15 protein-coding genes are annotated in these 19,446 nt (G+C 51.1%); 5 read left to right on the forward strand and 10 right to left on the reverse strand.

The genetic code is table 11. The features are described from left to right. Nucleotides 1-218: 218 nt before the first annotated feature. Nucleotides 219-2,072, reverse strand: coding sequence for a glycoside hydrolase family protein (locus tag JUF13_RS08440; protein ID WP_203639159.1), 1,854 nt, complete (start codon nt 2,070-2,072; stop codon nt 219-221). A gap of 207 nt (nt 2,073-2,279) precedes the next feature. Beyond that, nucleotides 2,280-2,663: a MarR family winged helix-turn-helix transcriptional regulator gene (locus JUF13_RS08445; RefSeq protein ID WP_125764646.1), complete on the reverse strand. Its 384-nt coding sequence runs from the start codon at nt 2,661-2,663 to the stop codon at nt 2,280-2,282. A gap of 245 nt (nt 2,664-2,908) precedes the next feature. On the opposite strand from JUF13_RS08445, the gene JUF13_RS08450 reads away from it, so the two are divergent. Continuing rightward, nucleotides 2,909-3,727, forward strand: a complete 819-nt coding sequence (locus JUF13_RS08450) for a Cof-type HAD-IIB family hydrolase (RefSeq protein ID WP_203639161.1) — start codon at nt 2,909-2,911, stop codon at nt 3,725-3,727. 43 nt (nt 3,728-3,770) lie between these two features. Here the strand turns inward: JUF13_RS08450 and JUF13_RS08455 are convergent, their stop codons facing one another. Then, nucleotides 3,771-4,586 carry an alpha/beta hydrolase gene (locus JUF13_RS08455; protein WP_203639163.1) on the reverse strand — a complete coding sequence of 272 codons (816 nt, stop codon included), beginning with the start codon at nt 4,584-4,586 and terminating at the stop codon, nt 3,771-3,773. A 284-nt stretch (nt 4,587-4,870) separates the two neighbouring features. On the opposite strand from JUF13_RS08455, the gene JUF13_RS08460 reads away from it, so the two are divergent. From JUF13_RS08460 to JUF13_RS08470, 3 genes are all read left to right on the forward strand, one after another. Then, a complete protein-coding gene (locus JUF13_RS08460; RefSeq protein ID WP_125764640.1) occupies nt 4,871-5,902 on the forward strand; it encodes an aldose epimerase family protein in 1,032 nt (343 codons plus the stop codon). A gap of 577 nt (nt 5,903-6,479) precedes the next feature. Then, nucleotides 6,480-6,749, forward strand: coding sequence for a 30S ribosomal protein S14 (rpsN, locus tag JUF13_RS08465; protein ID WP_203639165.1), 270 nt, complete (start codon nt 6,480-6,482; stop codon nt 6,747-6,749). 717 nt (nt 6,750-7,466) lie between these two features. Beyond that, the gene (locus tag JUF13_RS08470) at nt 7,467-7,910 is read left to right on the forward strand and encodes a hypothetical protein (protein WP_203639167.1); all 444 of its coding nucleotides are present in this window, start codon (nt 7,467-7,469) and stop codon (nt 7,908-7,910) included. A 55-nt stretch (nt 7,911-7,965) separates the two neighbouring features. Here the strand turns inward: JUF13_RS08470 and JUF13_RS08475 are convergent, their stop codons facing one another. Beyond that, nucleotides 7,966-8,940, reverse strand: coding sequence for an NAD(P)H-dependent flavin oxidoreductase (locus JUF13_RS08475; RefSeq protein ID WP_203639169.1), 975 nt, complete (start codon nt 8,938-8,940; stop codon nt 7,966-7,968). Between the two features lie 155 nt (nt 8,941-9,095). Here JUF13_RS08475 and JUF13_RS08480 point away from each other — a divergent pair, with 155 nt between their 5' ends. Next, on the forward strand, nt 9,096-10,013 hold the full coding sequence (locus JUF13_RS08480; RefSeq protein ID WP_203639170.1) for a LysR family transcriptional regulator: 918 nt from the start codon (nt 9,096-9,098) through the stop codon (nt 10,011-10,013). Nucleotides 10,014-10,057: 44 nt separating this feature from the next. Here the strand turns inward: JUF13_RS08480 and JUF13_RS08485 are convergent, their stop codons facing one another. The 6 genes from JUF13_RS08485 to JUF13_RS08510 form a co-directional block, all read right to left on the reverse strand. Next, on the reverse strand, nt 10,058-10,534 hold the full coding sequence (locus JUF13_RS08485) for a hypothetical protein (protein ID WP_203639172.1): 477 nt from the start codon (nt 10,532-10,534) through the stop codon (nt 10,058-10,060). A 653-nt stretch (nt 10,535-11,187) separates the two neighbouring features. Beyond that, on the reverse strand, nt 11,188-13,458 hold the full coding sequence (locus tag JUF13_RS08490) for a glycoside hydrolase family 65 protein (protein WP_203639173.1): 2,271 nt from the start codon (nt 13,456-13,458) through the stop codon (nt 11,188-11,190). Nucleotides 13,459-13,909: 451 nt separating this feature from the next. Further along, nucleotides 13,910-15,283: an SLC45 family MFS transporter gene (locus JUF13_RS08495; protein WP_203639174.1), complete on the reverse strand. Its 1,374-nt coding sequence runs from the start codon at nt 15,281-15,283 to the stop codon at nt 13,910-13,912. 194 nt (nt 15,284-15,477) lie between these two features. Then, nucleotides 15,478-16,443: a LacI family DNA-binding transcriptional regulator gene (locus JUF13_RS08500; protein WP_203639175.1), complete on the reverse strand. Its 966-nt coding sequence runs from the start codon at nt 16,441-16,443 to the stop codon at nt 15,478-15,480. An 821-nt stretch (nt 16,444-17,264) separates the two neighbouring features. Further along, nucleotides 17,265-18,614 carry a sensor histidine kinase gene (locus JUF13_RS08505; RefSeq protein WP_203639176.1) on the reverse strand — a complete coding sequence of 450 codons (1,350 nt, stop codon included), beginning with the start codon at nt 18,612-18,614 and terminating at the stop codon, nt 17,265-17,267. Further along, the gene (locus tag JUF13_RS08510; RefSeq protein ID WP_203639177.1) at nt 18,604-19,296 is read right to left on the reverse strand and encodes a response regulator transcription factor; all 693 of its coding nucleotides are present in this window, start codon (nt 19,294-19,296) and stop codon (nt 18,604-18,606) included. Before JUF13_RS08510 ends, JUF13_RS08505 begins: the two co-directional genes overlap by 11 nt. Nucleotides 19,297-19,446 lie beyond the last annotated feature (150 nt).

The raw sequence follows: 19,446 nt of genomic DNA on the forward strand, positions 1-19,446 counted from the left end.
AGACATGGTTAAACCAGTCTCAGCCGAGAGGACGGCAAAAATGGGGTCAGCCGTGGGATTAAAAAAGCGACGGCCTCCGCCGTTGCTTCTTTAATGGCGTCTTTGAAACGCGTTACTCAGCGGTTCAAAGCGAGCACAGAGACCGCTCTTTGGCTCTGGGCGTCCTGCCCACAGCGTTCCGCCCCATTTTTGCCGTCCGGTAAGGCGAGGAAAATGGTTTATGAATCGAGATCGAAGGCTAAGGCCCGGGTCCACAATCCATTACTCATTTGGTAATAAGTCGTGACCTTGCCGTCAGAATCGGTCCGCTTAACGCGGTGGGTAATCGTGACGCGCCGTTCGGAAATGTCCGCCGTGGTGCCTTTTTGCTTGGCTAACATCGGATCGTTAAATGGCAGCGTGTAAACCGGGTAAATCTTCATCAGCGTTAAGTCTCGGCTGTATTCTTCGTTGGAGAAGGTATCGAATTGCAAGGCACCCTTACGAATCCAGTACTTGGTCGTGGACTTCTTGCTGAAGCGGATGCGGTACCAGTCACCGGTATCGGCCGTGGCCCGCATATCCACGTAAACGCGCATCTTCTTTTGCTTCTTCCAGTTGTACTTCATGATATTCCAGTTCTTGTGACCGCGAATATGATTGTACAGGGAGTAAGTATCGAAGTTATCCTTGAGCTCAGCGTGTTGGGTATCTAACCCGCCCACGTACTTTTCACTCTTGTTAGTTTGCTTACGCTTCTTCAGCTTTTGCTTGTCCTTGTTGGGCTTGCTGGTTGAGTTGGAACCAGATGGCTTATTGACCGTCGTGTCGGTGATGGTCTGTTGCGAGGTCACATCGGTGTCGACCACGCTGCCCTTGGTAATCTTGTTGTCATTGATGTCAATGCCGGCGCTAGTTAATGGGAAGTTCCCCTTCACAAACGTGGCACCCAATTTCTGGGTGATGGCATTGTTCCCAGTGATGGTGACGTCCGTCATTGGGTTATCATCGGACGTGCTATCCAAGTAAACGTACTGCTTGGTAGGGTTAACGTTGGTAAACGTGTTGTCCGTGATGTTCAGGTTGGTCATCGTGTAAGCAGGTTCGGAGTTCAACAGGTAAATGTAGTTCCCGGAACCTAACACGTGTTGGTTGATAAATTTGTTACCGGTGATCCACAGGTTAGAAATACCCTTAAAGTGAATCGTGGCAACCCCATCGTCCATCAGTGGCTTAGGATCAACGACCGTGTTGTTGGTGAAGTGGACGTCGTGAATGATGCCCGCCTTCCCATGGCCGTAGATGGCGTGTTCACCAATTGGGTTAGGCGCGTACGAAGAGACTTGCCCGGACTTCTTGGAAACTGGCAAGAACTGGTTGTTATCGACCGTCACGTCATAACTAGGTAAGTTATCGTATTGGTCGCCCTTGTTCTTGTAAGACATGGCCTTCTTGTTGGAGTAATCCACTTGAATGGCTTCCTTGAAATCTTGTGACCCGTTGAATCCGGTGAAAACGGAATTCGTAATATTCACGTTGTGGCTCCCATCGATATCGATGTAGTGGCCAGTCGGTGATTCGGCGTTGTCAAAGACACACTTGTCAAAGTTAACGTTCGTGGCGTGATGGATACTTTGGGTGAAGACACTCTGTCCGGCAGACGTGTTGTCGCCTTGGAACGTGGCGCCTTGCCAAGTCACGTTGCTGATACCGCCGTCGTAACCGGCTTCCGGACTAGGATAAACAAAGTTCACCCGGTTGCCTTCAGTAATCCGGAAAACGGCACCCTTATCAAACTTAAACGTGATGTTCGAATGTAACTTGATGTTCCCCGCGTCAAAGAGGTAAGTCCCCTTTGGCACGTGGATGGTGACACTCCCACTCCACTTGTCGATCATGTTCTGCAAAGCGTCATTGTTCGCCGTCTTGGCGTCCGCAACCATCCCCTGGTGCTTTGCGTTAATCGTTGTCGCTGCGTAGGCAACTGACTCGTTCGCACTCAGACTCGGTAATACATTGACCGAGCTTAGACCTACCAATGTTGCTCCCGCGGCAACCGTAACCAATAGGCCGAGCTTTTTCCTCAAATTCAAAAAATCCCCTCCAGTTCCAAATTCTTTCTACATGCTCCATTATAGCTAAGACAAGAAAGCGTTGGGCCATCTTAACCAAAATGTCACACGATTGAAAGATTCCAGTCGTAAAGGGGACTTATTTTTAACTTAGAAATTCAGCTACTTCATGACTCATTTTCCCGGAAGACAGTGTCTACCCAGAAATCACCTCGTTTGCACGAGAGCTTACATTAATTGTGAGATGTCATCGTGCAAGCCGTTGAGGCGTTCCACAACTTGACCCCGAACTTGGGTGTAAACTTTTACACCGTCTGGCGTCAACTTTAAGTTGTGTTGACGACGGTCAACTTGTGAGGCGATGCTTTCGATTAAACCAGCGCGCAGTAACCGAGAGATTTGACCGGAGATCATTGACTTGGAAACACCAATTTGCCCAGCAAATTTGGTTGGCGTGAATTCTTCCTTTTGGTCAGTGATGGCGTGCAACAAGTTAAATTGTTCCAACGAAATCGTGATATCCTCCGTTTTAATCGTGGTTACTGGCCGCATGATCTTTTGGAGTTGTGAGAACCATTCCAAGGATTGGTTTAAATCGTTCGTTTGCGTCATTAATCTTTCTTCCTTTCTGCATTGCGTTAGCGTGGCTTCTACTATCTGACCCGCTAACCATTTATTATAACCCTTATTTTCAGTCTTTATGTTACCGATTTATTAATAGTTTATAGCATATTGATTAAAAACACTAGTAATTAGAACCGTTATTTTCATTCTCTCGTTAACCTACACCATTGAATTCCTAACCGGAAGTCTTTATCATTAATATTAGAAATTCTTAACACATGAAGGAGACCAACATGACACGTATTAAACTGATTGCCACCGACGTTGACGGGACTTTCCTGAATTCACAACGGCAATACAATCACACCCGCTTTGACCAACAACTCACCCGCCTGACAGCCGCCGGCATCCACTTTGTCGTGGCCAGTGGTAACCACCTTGGCCATTTAGAAAAAGTGTTTGCCCCCACGCCCCGCGTCCAAACGTTCGTCGCGGAAAATGGCAGCTTGATCGTTGACCAGGGCCAGACCTTGTTAGAAACACCAGTCGATGCCTCGGTCGTCAGCCAAGTGGTGACTGCCATTCTTGCCGATGAAGCCCTCCGGCCACAAGTACTCCGCCTGTCCGGTGCCCATGGCACCTACATTAACCAGACGGACCAACCCGCGGACGCAAAATCTCAGGCCTACTTCTTCAATAACGTGGTTCGCGTGCCCGACCTGACGCAGGTCCACGACACCATTTATAAAATCAACGGTGAGTGGCCCAACGAATCCATCCAGCAACTGGCCGCTAAACTCAACGCCCGGTTCCCTGGACAGATCAACGCCATGGCCAGTGGCTTCGGCAGTATCGACATCGTCGCCGCCCACATGAACAAGGCCATTGGTCTGACTGAACTCGCCAAGACCTGGCACATCGATCCCAGCGAAATCGCTGCCTTTGGCGACAACGACAATGACCGGGAGATGCTGGCCCACGTGGGACTCGGCGTCGCGATGCAAAACGGGACGGATTCCGTGAAACAGGTCGCCAACCTAATTACCCCGGCTGACAATGATCACGATGGCGTATTAGACGTCATTGAGGCCATTTTAGCCGACGAAGTTTAAAAGTAACTAAACCATTCAAACGGTTAGTTGCTGGTAGCCTGTCTCATTCGTCTGCCCACAGTAACCGGGCAATCAGCCGCCACATCCGTGGTGAGCTGTGTAGGCGACCGTGCCCAACGCCGGGAACGTGGTGTTCTTGATACCCAAGCGCACTGTCCGCTAGTAGCGGGCGCAGTGGGGTAATCTGAGACACCGGTACGGACCCGTCCGTGAGCCGCCCAGAAAGCGTGCCGTAGACATTGTGAATCATCCCCGTCCCCAGAGCCGACCAGTCGACCGGCGTGGCCCGTAGCCGCTGAAAAGTGGCATCAACGGGGTGGTCCGCATCATGTTCATCAACGGGGGCTCCCAAGAGGACTAAGCGGTTCAGCCGGGGAACATCCCCCGCCGCACCGTACAATAACAAACTATTAACTGCAGCACTGCCACCCCACGAGTGAGCCACGAGATTATAGGCTTGCACGTGGTCGTGGCTTTTTAAATGCCGCAAAATCGCGGTGATCCAGCCAATCTGCTGTTGATAGTCGGCCGTAAACGTGTGGTCAAATATCACTTGAATCAGTGGATTGTCGGCTTGGCCGGTCCAGTTTCCAGTGACATGTAACTCCCCGTGACGGTCGACGCGCACCGTTAACACTTTGTGACCAAATCCGACTCGGGCCAGCCACCGCAGTAACCCATTATAGGTCCACGCGTTGCCGCCCCAGCCAGGAATAAAGAGTGTCGGTGTTGTCGTGTAAGTTAACCGTGGTCGCCGTCGTCGCAAAGGCTCTGCCGGGGTCGTCTGCCGACTTGCCCAGTGAAACCCCAACCAACTTGCACCCAAAACCATTGGCAACCAACGTAATTTACGCCACATACCGCAACCCTCCTTAAACTAATCCATTATGCCAGTTCTCTCAATTGTACACAAGTGAAATTTCGTTCACAAAACATTTGTCACCGTTAACATTTTTGCTCGGAAATTCATCCGCATAAGTTATGGCCCATCTTAGCCAAATGAACGTTGCCTGCCGACCGGCTTGTGATTAACCGCACCAATTATTGGTTTTTGTTAGAAATTCATTTGACAATTGTCCGGACAAAAATATATGATAGACTTAAATGAAACCGCTTTAGACAAATAGAAAACGAGGACTTGCTATGCAAACTGCTACGAACCACTGGGATACCTACCAAAATGAAGCCGTCACTGAATACACCATTGAAAATGACAATGGTGTGAAGCTTGCCATCCTGAGCTGGGGAGCCACGTTGCACCAGTTAATGGTGCCGACTGCCAAGGGTGATAAGAATCTGGTGCTATCTTACCACAAGATGGCCGATTACCTCGACAATCCGTTCTACGTTTGCATGGGCATTGGCCGAACCGCTGGGCGAATCACCCGGGGAACTTTCGACTTAGACGGTCAAACCGTTCACGTTGATCCTAATGAAGGCAAGAATACCCTGCATGGTGGTCCCCACGGCTTCAACACGGTCAACTGGGCCGGCAACCTGGACACCACGGACCCCGACAAGGCGCGGATCATTTTGACCCACACCTTCAAGAGCACCGACGATTCCTTCCCTGGCGACCTGACCGCTAAAATGATCTACAGTCTGGACAACCACGACCGCGTGACCCTGGCCTTCGAAGCCACTAGCACGGCGCTCACCCTCTTCAACCCAACGCTGCACGTCTACTTTAACGTCGGCGATGACCAGTTGATTTCCGGACAAACGTTGCAGATCAACAGTCAAGAACACCTCGACCTGGATGGCGAAAAATTACCGACCGGGAAAATGGTCGCTAACGCCGGTACCCCTTACGATTTCGCCGATGGTCAAAACTTAGGCAAGGCCATCCGTGGACTCCAAGACATTCCCGAAAAGGGCTTCGATGACGTGTACCACGTGGTTCCCGGTGCCGACGACATGGTCGCTAAATTATCCGATCCGCAATCCAACCGGGCCGTCACCATCAAGTCCAAGCGTAACGGCCTCGTGGTCTTCACCGCGAACTCCTTCACGTCCGACATGAAGTTGACGACCGGCGCTGGCCAGCCTTACATGGGCGTTGCGTTGGAAGCGCAAGGACTTCCCGACTCACAGAACTTCCCTGAATTTGGGGACGTTAAGCTGGCGCCAGGCGAGACCAAGCGCGACGAAATCATCTACGACATCACTTACTAAGCCCTTGATTTTGGTGAGATAAACGATCGTTGTCTGCGCGTCAGGTTTAGTGAAAATTGCGCCGACATACGGTAACTTTTCGTTCCCGACGGTGGGTTCAAAATGCCCTGCTATGGGGTCGGTTCCAGCCTGAGAAACGGGCTTCCACCTCGACTTTGAGCCAAAGTGCGGTCTCAAAGGTCGTCCCGTGGGCTAGGCTGAGAAAGGACCTCAGCCAAGACCACCGACACAGCCGGGCATTTTGACCCACCTCTGGTCACTGACACTTACCGTGCTGGCGAATTTTCACCAAACCTGTGGCTGACACTGGTTTAACTCACCATCACGTGCTTACTTGTGGTGGTCGGCTTAGCCTATCGTCAGTATTAGCAAAATGTTTTTCCGCGTGCGTTTTTCTAAAAATAGTTGTTAAAAAATCTGACTTGCCACTTTATGTGGGTGGTCAGATTTTTTTAGCAACGTTAAGTGATTTCATCTACCGAAAGATTCCGAGTCGCTTCGTTTGACAATTAAATGGCCGCTATGATAAGTTAGTAAAACGTAATTATTACTATTTATAAAGGAGCGACATCTATTCATGGCAAAGAAGTCAAAGATTGCAAAAGCAAAACGGATTGAAAAAACCGTTGAAAAGTACGCGGAACGCCGCGCTGAATTAAAGGCAGCGGGCGATTACGAAGCACTCGCCCTGTTACCGCGGGATGCCTCCCCAACCCGGATGCACCACCGAGACCGCCTCGACGGCCGACCACACGCCTACATGCGCAAGTTCGGTTTGTCCCGGTTAAACTTCCGCCAATTAGCCCATCAGGGACAGATTCCTGGGGTCCGGAAGGCTAGCTGGTAGACAGAGTGCGGAGCAAGGCTGTTAACTCCTGAGCATTAACGTCATTAAGTGCCCGACCGGGGGACCCGGTCCGGTGCTTAATGGGGTTAAGCGGAGGGAGTTGCCTTGCGGAGCACGTTTCAGAAGCTGCCAGGACCGGGATAGAACCTCGTAGAACCAGTCAAACGACCTAACACTCTTTCTAGTCAACGTGTAATTCGTTACTGAACCAGTGGTTAAGCGGAGGGAGTTGCCTCGCGGAGCACGTTTCGGAGGCTGCCAGACTCGGGACAGAGCTGTGTAGAACCAATCAAACGACCTAACACCGTTTCCCGGTCAACGTGCACGGTCATTGCTGAACCGGGGTTAAGCGCAGGGACCTGCCCCGTGTAGCACGTTTCGGAGGCTGCCAGACTCGGGACAGAGCTGTGTAGAACCAATCAAACGACCTAACACCGTTTCCCGGTCAACGTGCACGGTCATTGCTGAACCGGGGTTAAGCGCAGGGACCTGCCCCGTGTAGCACGTTTCGGAGGCTGCCAGACTCGGGACAGAGCTGTGTAGAACCAATCAAACGACCTAACACCGTTTCCCGGTCAAACGACACAGTCCATTACTAAGACTGAACAAAATTTCAAAATCTGACCCACGTCAAACCCTGCCCGCGGCTTCGTTTGACGTGGGTTTTTCCCTGCCGTAAACTTGAGTTAACATTGTTCCTAAAAAGGAGAAAATCACATGACAGAAATCTTAACGGTCATTCGCGACTTTACCGTTTATGGCAACCGGGATGAAGATCAGGTTCCCTACGGCCTCGACTTACCTAAAATCAGCGCGCAATTCGTTGGCGTGAGCCCCGCCATGGCGTTTGACGTGCATAACCAACCGAAGTTAGCCCGTGACAAGGAACGGCAACTGCGTAAAATTGAAACCGCTATCCGCACTGAATTTGAAGCAGACATCGCCAACATGGGTAGCGACGACCTGAACGCCAACCTCGCGACCATGCAGCACCTCCTCACCACTTTCAAAGAGCGGCTCGAACAAGACTTTTTGGTCAAGGACCAACTCGACTTGGAAAGCCTGACCACGCACGGTGAGTGGCTGGCCTACTGGCAAGAAGACGCGCCCATGGTCAAGGCCAAGGAACAGCAACAGGAAAATATGCCAAACGACTTTTAAACACAATATATGACAAAGGAGCTGTGACCCAATCGTCACGGCTCCTTTTTAATTTCTATGCAGGAATTCCTGCGCTAATTCGATCAACAATTGTTTGTACGGGATCAATCGTGTGGATGTTAGAAATCCCAAGACCAAACGAGGCGTACCCCTTACTGAGGTCCCCGACCAGCATCCCCTGACGCATACCATCATACGCATTAGAGGCCTTGAAAATTTCCTGACCAGTTGCGCCAGCTTGGTTCATCTCCAACAAGTGGTTCGGTAATTCCCCCGGCAAGGACCGGTAGTAGGCCGGTTCTGACCGGTACATCAACATGTCATCGGCATTAGTCGTAACACCCTGTTGCTTGATGTTCTCGGCCATCCGCGATTCTTGACTCATCAGAAAGGCCGTGCCGCAGTACACACCTTCCGCACCAAGGGCAAAGGCGGCCTTCGCCGTCCGGGCATCCGTAATGCCCCCAGCGGCCATGATTGGGGTATGGTCAACCGCATCGACCAATAACGGCACGATGGACAGGGTCCCAACCGTTCTTTCGGGGACGGTACCCCCCTCGTCAAAACCAGTCGCCACAATGATGTCGGCACCGTTGGCTTCGGCCTCTTGGGCGTTCTCAACGGACGGGGTGATGTACCGGTAAACGATTTTGACCCCGTGTTCGTGTAATTCCTTGAACAAGGCTGGGACGATGGGGCCCACGTAGGCCACCACCGGAATCTTTTCGGCATAGATCAGGTCTAGCGTTGGCCGCGTAAAGGTATCGGTCTTGGGATCGCCGGTCGGTCCGAAATTCAATCCAAACGGCTTGTCGGTCAGTGCCTTGGTTTTGTGAATTTCTGTACGCATCCGCTCAATCGTCTCGTCCAAAGATTTCGTGACCGTGGTTTGGTCCGCGTTGAACCCCAGCATCCCTAAGCCACCGGCATTACTAACGGCGGCCACCAATTTAGCATCCGTCAACCACAGTAGTGGCCCCTGAATAATGGGCTTCTCAATTCCTAAAATATCACAAATTCGATTGGTCATGACTATTACCTCCTGGGTGATTTTTGGTTATCTTTTAATTTGTAAATCCGTTCACAAGTGCTATTATATTAGCAAAGAGCGTCCCTGACCAATACGCATTCATTCTTAAAATATAACCAAAGTGTAATAACCCATGACCAAAGGAGCCTAATCCCATGAATCGTCAGCGAACCCTATTAAGTATTTTGCAAGCAGTCGAATTTTCTGCCACCATCTCAGAAATTGCCGACCGGCTTTACCTGAGTCAGCCTTACGTGAGCCGCATTTTAAAGGACGAGGAAACCAAGTTTGGCGTCGTCCTGATCAACCGGCGCGACAAGCCGATTGAGCTCACCAAATTTGGGACCTTTATTCTTAGCAGCCTGAAAAAAATCGCCAGTGCTGAGGACAGCCTAAACACGGGCATTGAAAACCTCAAAGCCCAGCAATCCCGTCCCATCCGCATCAGCAACGGGAATCCCTTTCTGACCGAGGACATTATCGACGCCATCACGCGCTACCTGGATGCTCATCCCCAAGCCAACATCGAACTCACCCAATCGCAGACCCGCCACGTGGCCAGCGACCTGGCTGAGGGCGCTATCGATATTTCAATTGGCCAGCGTTGGAATGCCGCGGACATTGAAATCAACGACCTCCCCTCGCCCGTTTTCTACCTGCCGATTGCCGACTCCTGTCAGCCATTCGATCCCAGTACGCTCTATCTGCCTTTGGAGGACGACACGCTGACCAGAATGGCAGAGTGCCGATACGTCGGGCTTTCTGGTCATTCCGAATTTCAGGCCTACGTAGACAATCTCTTCAAGCGCGTCGGCATTCACCCCCGCAACCAACTGTTCTTACCGACGCCAGCCAGCGCCCTGAAAACCGTCTTCAACATGACCAATGCCACAACCATCACGACCCGCAAACTGGCCGAACGCCACTTGCCCGCGGGTCGCTACAACCTGATGCCCCTGCCGACCAACTTTATTCGCACCGACACCTCCATCATGACCCTGACCACGGCGGATCAAACGATTCAACAGTTAGCCCATTTCTTGACTGATGAGTTGGTACGGGCAATTCGCTAAAACAGCGACTAAAATAGCCCCCACCACTTACGGTGAGGACTATTTTACCGACTCATCAACTGTTGCCAGCCAAGTATCCCCAACAAACCGACTAAGACTAGTGGCGCCAACACCACACCCAAGAAATCAATTGACCGGCGAATCACATAATCAAAATTGCCGGCGTGACTGGTCGGACGTTTAATACGTATGGCACCACCAATCAAGAAAGGCCCACCCATGTGCGCATAGACATGGTGGTCCTGAAGCGGGGCCGTGGCATCGCCAAACTGCGGCACCCTGCGTCGGTAATGGCGGACAATCACCTTTTCACCGACAATGCAGATCACCGGAAAGAGTCCTATCAAATTGACCGTCAGATACCAGGAAACACCATCCCACACCGGCACAAATTGGCCGAAAACCAAGCGACAATTAATCAAAAGTCCCAGCAGGTAAGTGACCAGGCCCAGTGCGTAAGCCAGCCAATAGTTTCGCAGTCGTTTAAAGTTAGCGTCAATGATGAAATCTTGCTTTTTCACCGCCATCATCCCCTTGAATCGGATTGAAATTTGCGGAAATTATACCGAGCAATGGTTTCAAAGCGTTAGCCAAACACATGGTGATACACACTGAACTTCCTAACCTCAATCGACAACAAAAGCAGCGCCCACAATTAACGTGAGTGCTGCCTTTTGACTACATTTTGTACGATTTCTATTCAGTCAACCTTGATGACTCCGCCTACCTATGGGCTAAATCAGTGTCAGCCGCAGGCATGGTGAAAATGAACTCAGCTGGGGGAGGTTTCTTAGCGGTTTACCGCTTAGGAAACTGCTATCTTTGAGACTCGGGTTAGGAGGCTCAAAGTAAGCTTGGAGACCGCCTTTTGGCTCCGGGCGGGCGCCCACAGCGAACCGGTCTCATTTTCACCATACCGGAGGCGCCAGCAGAACTGTTTAGCCATCAGCTTGATAAAAACGGGTGCGAACCCTGTCAGTGACCAGAGGCGGGCCAAGCCGCCCAGCTGTGTCGATGGCCTTAGCTGAGGTTTCTTACTCAGCTTAGCCCATGGGGCAACCTTTGAGACCGCTTTTCAGGCTCAAAGTTGAGGTGGAAGCCCGCCCTTCGGCTGGAACCGACCCCACAGCAGGGCCGCTTGAGCCCGCCGCCGGGAACGAAGTCGTACACATTTTTACTCAGTGACTGCGGCGCTTAAGTTGACCTTTTCGCCAGCCACGTCAATCGTCAATGGTTCCCCACTGATCAACTTGAAGTGTGGACCATCAGCGTGAACGCTGACCTCAATCAGGCGACCACGGAAGACTTGACGGAAGCTGTAGCTCTTCCATTGCTTAGGCAGGAATGGCGCAAAGTGTAATTGCCCATCGCGAACCCGCATGCCAGCGAATCCTTGAACCACGGCAATCCAACCACCGGTCATGGCCGTGATGTGTAAGCCATCGACCGTATCGTTGTTGTAGTTGTCCAGGTCCAAACGGGCCGTCCGGTTGTACAGTTCAACGGCCTTGTCTTCGTAGTGCAAGTCAGCGGCTAAGACGGAGTGAATTGCGGGAGACAGACTTGATTCGTGAACCGTCAATGGTTCGTAGAAATCAAAGTTTGACTTCTTTTGTTCCGGCGTAAAGTCGTCGATGAAGTCCCAAATACCTTGGAGCACGTCCCCTTGCTTGATGTAAGGTGAACGCAAGATCTTGTCCCACGACCAGTTTTGGTTGATTGGCCGTTGACCGTCTGGAATAGCACTGACGGGTTCGATGTCCTTGTCCAGGAAGCCATCGTGTTGGACGAAGATGTTCAAGTCCTTGTCGTAAGGCAGGTACATCCGGTCAACAATATCTTGCCACTTGGCCTTTTGGTCGGCAGAAATGTTCAGCTTCTTAGCCGTTTCCTTATCAACCTTACCCAAGATTTCCAACGTGTACTTCAACGTCCACTGGGCCAAAATGTTGGTGTACCAGTTGTTGTCAACGTTGTTTTCGTATTCGTCAGGACCCGTGACCCCATGGATCATGTACTTGTTGTTCCGCTTGCTAAAGTGTACCCGGTCGGCCCAGAACTTAGAAATTTCGGTCAAGACCTTGGCCCCTTCATGCAGGACGTAGCTGGTATCGCCCGTGTAACGGGTGTAGTTGTAAATGGCGAAGGCAATGTCACCATTCCGGTGAATTTCTTCGAAGGTGATTTCCCATTCGTTATGGCATTCGATCCCATCGAACGTCACCATTGGGAAGAGGGCACCGTCTAAGCCTTGTTCCTTGGCGTTGATGTAGGCACCGTCCAATTGCTTGTAACGGTACATCAACAGGTTGCGGGTAACCTCGGGGTTCGTGATTCCCAGGTAAACAGGAACGGCGAAGGCTTCAGTATCCCAGTAAGTAGCACCACCATACTTCTCACCCGTGAATCCTTTAGGCCCAATGTTCAAGCGAGAATCTTCACCGTAGTAAGTGGAGAACAGCTGGAACAGGTTGAAACGAATCCCTTGTTGCGATTCGTCGTCGCCGTTGATGACCACGTCGGACTTTTCCCAACGCTTGCCCCAGATGCTGGTGTGGGCGTCGAATAAATCTTCATAGGAAGACTTGGCAACCTTGTCGCTAAGTTCGTGCATCGCGGCCGTTAATTTTTCTTGGCTGTCGTAGTCACGGGAAGTCACTACGATAACCCGCTTTTCTAATTCAGTGGTTGCTTGTGGGGCTAAACTCCCGGTGTAAGCGTTGACCACTTCTTTGTCGTTCGGTTGGGTAACGGCCACGCTCTTAAGATCCGTCACGGTCCGCATTTCCATCCCAGAAGTGAATTGTGGGGTGCCAAATGGATTAGGCGTCGTCTTGGCAACCACGCTACCGCTGTCTTGGCCTTGTTCTGCGGCCAAGACGTCCCAGAACCGTTCGTCATAGTTGGCTTCTTCGTTCTTCACATCGGCATCGATGCTTGGCTTGATGGTGACGTCAACGCTGGCGTCGCTCAAGTTCTTGACCGTGACCTTTTGAACGGAGAGTTCTTGTTGGGCCACACTCAGGAAGCGTTGGAAGGTCAAGGCAACCTTGACGTCCCCGCGTTCAACCGTAAATGACCGGTTCAAGACACCCTGTTGTAGGTTGAGGTCCAAGGTGAAGTCACTAAACTTATCCTTGGCTAAATCAACGGCTTGACCATTGATTTCGATGGGTAATTTGATGAAGTTAACGGCATTGACCACTTTACCGAAGTACTTAGGATAACCGTTCTTCCACCAGCCGACCCGGGTCTTATCTGGGTACCAGACACCACCCAAGTAAATGCCTTGTAAAGAGTCGCCAGAGTAACCTTCTTCAAAGTCGCCCCGCATTCCCATGTAGCCGTTACCTAAGCTAGTCATGGATTCCTGAAGACGCTTGTCTTGGGGGTCAAAAGTATGGGTAATGACGTTCCAAGGTTGTACCTCAAAAATACGTTTCATGGTAAACATGTCTCCTTTTTTAAGTGTGTTATTTTCGTTTAAAAGAAAAGCGACCCAAGCGCTCAGCCAAAATGGTTAAACCCTCAGGCCGCCCCAGCCAAAGTTCCTTTGACCAGTTTATTTACAATGTTATAAATGGTGTACTGTCCGCCTCCGGGAGCCTGTAAATGGGACCGGAGTCTAAGTTACATCATACAAGAAAGCTCCAATCAAATCGAAGCAATCAGTTAAGGAAAAGAACTGACCGGTTTAAACCGATGTTAGCCGTGAGGGTGAGAAAAATGAGCTCAGCCGGGGGATTTACTGAGCGCACTGCTCAGTAAATGGCGACTTTGAGACTCGGTCTAAGAGGCTCAAAGCGAGCCCGAAGACCGCCCTTCGGCTTCGGGCGTCCTGCCCCCAGCGTTCCAGTCTCATTTTTCTCACCCGGTAAGGCGAATTAAGCATCCGTTTAAGCCTTGTAAGTTTCCTTGATGGCGCCGACGGAGAAGGCACCGATAGCCATGATGACACCAGCTAACAAGAACATGTTGGCTTGGGCACCACCGAGCAGTGGGAACAAAGCGAAACTAGCTAAGGAAGCAACGATTTGTGGCAAGCAAATTGATCCGTTGAATAACCCCAGGTAAGTCCCCATGTGGGCACCGGACAAAGCGTTGGTAACCATAGTCAATGGGTAAGTGTTCATCGCAGCCCAAGCAATCCCAACTAAGATAAATGACACGATCAAAGCGTATTGGTTGTGCAGGAAGAAGACGGAGATAAACCCAAGAGCCCCTAAACCTAAGCTCCCGGCGTAACCCAATTTGTGCACGTTGTTTGGTAACTTAGCCAAAACGTATGACCAAATAACAGCAGCGATGGATTGAACGGCGGCTAAGACCCCGTACCAGTTACCAGCAGCCTGGTAGCCAGCGGATGCGGCGTTCGTCGTGTGCCAAACGTTGGCAGCGATAGCACCGGCGGAGTAAGTCCACAGGTATTGGAAGGCAACCCAGCAGAAGAATTGAACTAAGGTAACGGTCCAGAAGACCTTAGGTGCGGACTTCAGTAACGTCCACCAGTTCCCACCTTCAGCGTTATCTTCCTTGGTAATGCCATGGTATTTTGCATAAGTATCTGGATCATATTCGTGAACCCGGAAAATCGTGAATAAACTCGTAATGACCAACAGGATAGCCCCAACGTAGAAGGCAACCTTAACCGTTGCGGGCACAACCCCTTTAGAAGCGGTGTTGGCAATCCCAATTGCGGCAAACAGGAATGGCAGGATGGCGGCTAAAACGGCACCCGTGTTGGATAAGAAACTTTGAATCCCGTAAGCGTAACTCTTCTGGTCATCGTTGACCATGTCCCCAACCATCATCTTGAACGGTTGCATCGCAACGTTAGAAGACAAGTCCAGGAAGGCCACGGTAATGGCACCGAACAGTAAGGCAGCTAGTGACGCGTACCCGAAGCCCATACTCCCTGAGTTAGGCAACAGGCACATGACAATGACCGCGACAATCGTTCCAAGTAACAGGTAAGGTAACCGGCGGCCACCCCACTTTGGTGCCCAAGTTCTGTCGGAATAGTACCCGACAATCGGTTGCACAATCAAGCCGGCCAATGGTGGCAAGATGAAGAACCACCCTAAACTGTTAGGATCGGCCCCAATGGTTTGGAAGATCCGACTCATTTGAGAACTTTGTAACGTGAAGGCCGTTTGAACCCCCAAGAAACCAAAGTTGATCATCCAAATTGTGCTGGCAGGCAGTTTAGGCAGGCCACTTTTGGGCTTGGCTTCAGCTGTTGGTGCCTTTTCAGAAGCAACATCTGACATGTGAAAACCTCCTAAAATCTCATTTTTAAATAATTGCTGAAAACGATTACATGAATCATTATTGCACCGGATTGAAATTAATGCAACCGTTTGCGCAACTTTTTTGTGAACTTTTTTAAAGCGCTTTTATGCCACTGACAATTAAAAAAGGCCTGCCGACTGGATTTATCGCCAGTCGTGCAAGCCCTCACAATCTATTTAATTTCGTACGGAATTCTGATCTGTCCGGGGGTCGGTGTGTCCAACGGTTCCCGGTCACTAAACAATAAAGCCACGGTTGCCGAACCCATTTTTTCCGGGAACAAGTTCACCGAATGCAAATCTGCATCCGTCAAACCCGTTGGTAGCGAATGGTTGAAGCTGACCACCGGAAAATTACGGATGCTGGACTGTTCGCGAACCAAACGATAAAATTCAATCGCGTTAAAGTCATCGGTCGCCATGATGCCATCAATTTCTGGATGTTGCTTAATGAACAAGCGGGCCCGATTGACCTCGCCCAGCTTGCAGGTCAACGGTTCCACGTTGAAACTGGCAGCGACGCGTTCGTACCCCTGACGCCGTTGTTGTTCGTAGGCCCAGTCGTGCGCCGACTCTACGAAAACGGGATGCTTGACCGCCAATTGGTCTAGCAGGTAGGTGGCCCCACCAATCCCAGCTTGCAGGTTATCGTTGTCCACGAAGTAATCGTTGGCGTTGTCATCCGGCTGTCCAATCGTCACGAAGCGCAGGTGATGCTGGCGCAGAAAGGCCGCAATCGGGTCATCGTGGTGCGCATACATCAGGACGAATCGCTTGATTTTTCCCTGGACGACCATGGATTTAACGTTCTCCAACAGGTCTGCGGACGTCTTACTGATGGCCACGGACAACACGTAATGTCGTTGGGTCAATTGGCCGTTGATTCCCCGTAACAGGTCAATGTAGAACGGATTCTCGGGATGACTGTGGTCCGCGGTCGGAAAGACCACCCCCACGGCATTGGCTTCCCCCGCCGTTAAATTTTTCGCATTATAGTTTGGTAAATACCCCTCCGCCTCGGCCAGCGCCTGGATGCGTTCCCGGGTCGCCTGGCTAATACGCGGATTATTATTTAAAGCCCGTGAGGCGGTCGATACTGAGACTCCGGCCTTCGCGGCAATATCGCGGATAGTTAACATCTTTTTGACATACTCCTTATTCATCAGTTGATCCGAACCGGTTGGCTTTGTTCGTCACCTTACCAGCGAAAAATACGTGACCTGGTCGTTCCCGGCGGCAGGCTCAAAGCGCCCTGCTATGGGGTCGGTTACAGCCTGAGAAACGGTCTTTCACCTCGACTTTGAGCCAAAGACCGGTCTCAAAGGTCGTCCCGTGGGCTAGGCTGGGAAAGGACCCCAGCCAAGGCCACCGACACAGCTGGGCACTTTGGCCCGCCTCTGGTCACTAACACCGGTTCACGCATTTTACCGCGGCGACAATTTACTTCAGCCACCGTTTCAAATCAAACTGCTTTAACATTATGTTTATTTCTAACCATTTTAATTATATTCATTGTTAATACATCTAATTACAGTCATCACGTCGGCTGATAGAATCATCAATGTCGCCAATGACCAGCTGGCTAGTGGGCCAAGCCGCGGTCAGCCGCAGGGCTGGTGAAAATGGGCTCAGCCGTGGGAGTTGCCTTAGCGGGTTTCCCGCTTAGGCAACTGCTATCTTTGAGACGCGCTTCTCAGCGACTCAAAGTAAGTCTGGAGACCGCCTTTCGGCTCCAGACGTGCGCCCACAGCGTCACGGCCCATTTTCACCAGCCCGGAGGCACTGACAACGACTAGTAGTCCCAGTAGCCAGTGGTCTTGATGAAACAACCTTACCATAGAACCGGCGCCATTGAAACTTTTTCCGGATTGAATGGTTTCGTATTGGCCGGGGTAAACAAAAGGTTCCAGCCGCAGATAACTAGCTGGAACCTGATTGACGACCACTTAGTTAAGTCGCCTTACTTTTTCTTGGGTTTCTTTTCGTGCCGGCTGGTCAACCCATTTTCTGGATTGAGGGGCAACGTCGCCACAAACTGGCTCCCGTGCGGTTGGTTGTCCCTGACCGCAATCGTGCCGTGATGGAGACTGACAATCCACTGCGCAATCGACAGGCCTAAGCCGTTGCCGCCGGTTTGACGGCTCCGAGACGTGTCGACTCGGTAGAACCGGTCAAAGATTCGCTTACGGTCGGCCAACTGAATGCCGATGCCTTGGTCGGCGACAATCAGTTGCCATTTGCGATTGACGAGCTTGGCCGTCACCGTGATGGTACTGCCCTTGGGCGAATACTTCATGGCGTTATCAATCAGGATGTTCATCAATTGATGGATTAGGTTCTGGTCCAACGTCGCCTTGAAATCTGCCACGGGTTCCATGACCAACTTTTTCCCCTGACTGGCAGCAATTTCCGTGTAGGGTTCCACGGTCCGGTCCAAGAACTGGGCAACGTGGGTCATTTCAAAGTTCGTTTGCAGCGTATTGGAATCCGACCGCGCTAGCGCTAACAGATCCTGGGTCAGCTTTTGGAGTCGCTGACTTTCACTACTGGCAATCGCAATATTTTCCGCCTGATCAATAATTTTATCGTTCGGTTTCGTCAGGAGGAGTTCCAGCTTATTTTGGATGATGGTTAGCGGTGTCCGCAACTCATGGGCGGCATTGCCCACAAACTCGGTCTGCCGGCCCCACGACCGAAGAATCGGCCGCATGGTCAAGCGCGACATCCACATGCTCATCAAGATTGACAACAACCAGAAGACACCCATCGTGATCAACATGACCTTGGTAAACGTATGCATGGCGGCCTTTTGCGGGTCAATATTTTCCATAATCAGCAGGTACTTGCCCGCCACCGTCTTGTCCGTATTGTTCTGCGGTACCTTCACCAATAATGTTCGGAAATTATACTTGCCATTGATGACGATCGAATGGAGTTGTCCCTGTTGCGCGGTGTCCAGGACCACATTTTTTAATGTCTCGTAGCGCGAGCCCAGTTGGTTCTTGTTTAAGATTTTCCCGTTCGTGTTAAAAATCACCGTCGTCGTCATGAACGGATGAATGGCGGTTCGGTGCAGGGCCTGTTGCGCGTCCTGCTTATCCTTTTGAAAAGGTTGCACCGTCTTCTGTTGTGGCGGTCCCGCCAGCCGAGCGCTGCGCTCGACCCGCAGTGTCTGATCCGTAGACGTCAGAATCGTTCGCCGAAACAGCACGAACACGATGACGCCCAGCAACACGAAAATCAGGGTGAAGCCGATAAAACTGCTCCAAAAAAGCCGCCACTGTTGGGCGCGATTGACTTTATTGCTCATCTGGGGCCTCCACGATGTACCCCGCATTCCGGATGGTCCGCAACGACAGGTCACTGCCGGCATTCTTCAGCTCTTTACGCAGGTTACTCATGTAAACTTCGACCACGGACAGACTGGTCTCGGAGTCAAAGCCCCACAGCCGGTTAAAAATTTGTTCCTTGGTAATGATTGTCCCCGGATTGGCCACCAAATAGGCCAGCAGATCAAACTCGCGACCCTTTAACGTCAAAGGTTCCCCGTTAAAGGTGGCTAAATGCTTGCTGGTGTTGATCGACAATTGGCCGAGGGTAATCACATCCGAGCTATTCAGATGTCCTGTCCGCTTCAATAGCGCCTTCATACGGGCGAGTAATTCCTCCCGATGGAACGGCTTGGTGACATAATCATCGGCCCCATCATTGAAGCCCCGCAACTTATCAGCAATCGTATCCTTCGCGGTCAAAATCAGTACGGGGGTCTTGATACCCTTATTTCTGATGTGTAAAAGCAGGTCCAGCCCACTTTCACCGGGCAGCATCAGGTCCAAAATGATGGCATCAAACACATCCTGGCTGGCTAAAAACTCTCCCTGTTCGCCATCAAAAGCGGTTTCGGTTTCACAAATTGGCGAAATTAATTCGACAATGTCCGCGGATAATTCCTTTTCATCTTCGACAACTAATACCTTCGCAGTAGTACTCAACGGGCATTCCTCCTAATAATTTTATCTTGGTTTTGGTTCAGTTTAAATCGGTCGTTGATAGCGCCTCCGGGCTGGTGAAAATGAGCCTCGTCGCGTCCGTTCCCGGCGGTGCGCTCAAGGTGCCCTGCTGTGGGGCCGGTTCCAGCCACA

This window comes from Levilactobacillus wangkuiensis (genome assembly GCF_016861605.1).
Classification (GTDB): domain Bacteria; phylum Bacillota; class Bacilli; order Lactobacillales; family Lactobacillaceae; genus Levilactobacillus; species Levilactobacillus wangkuiensis.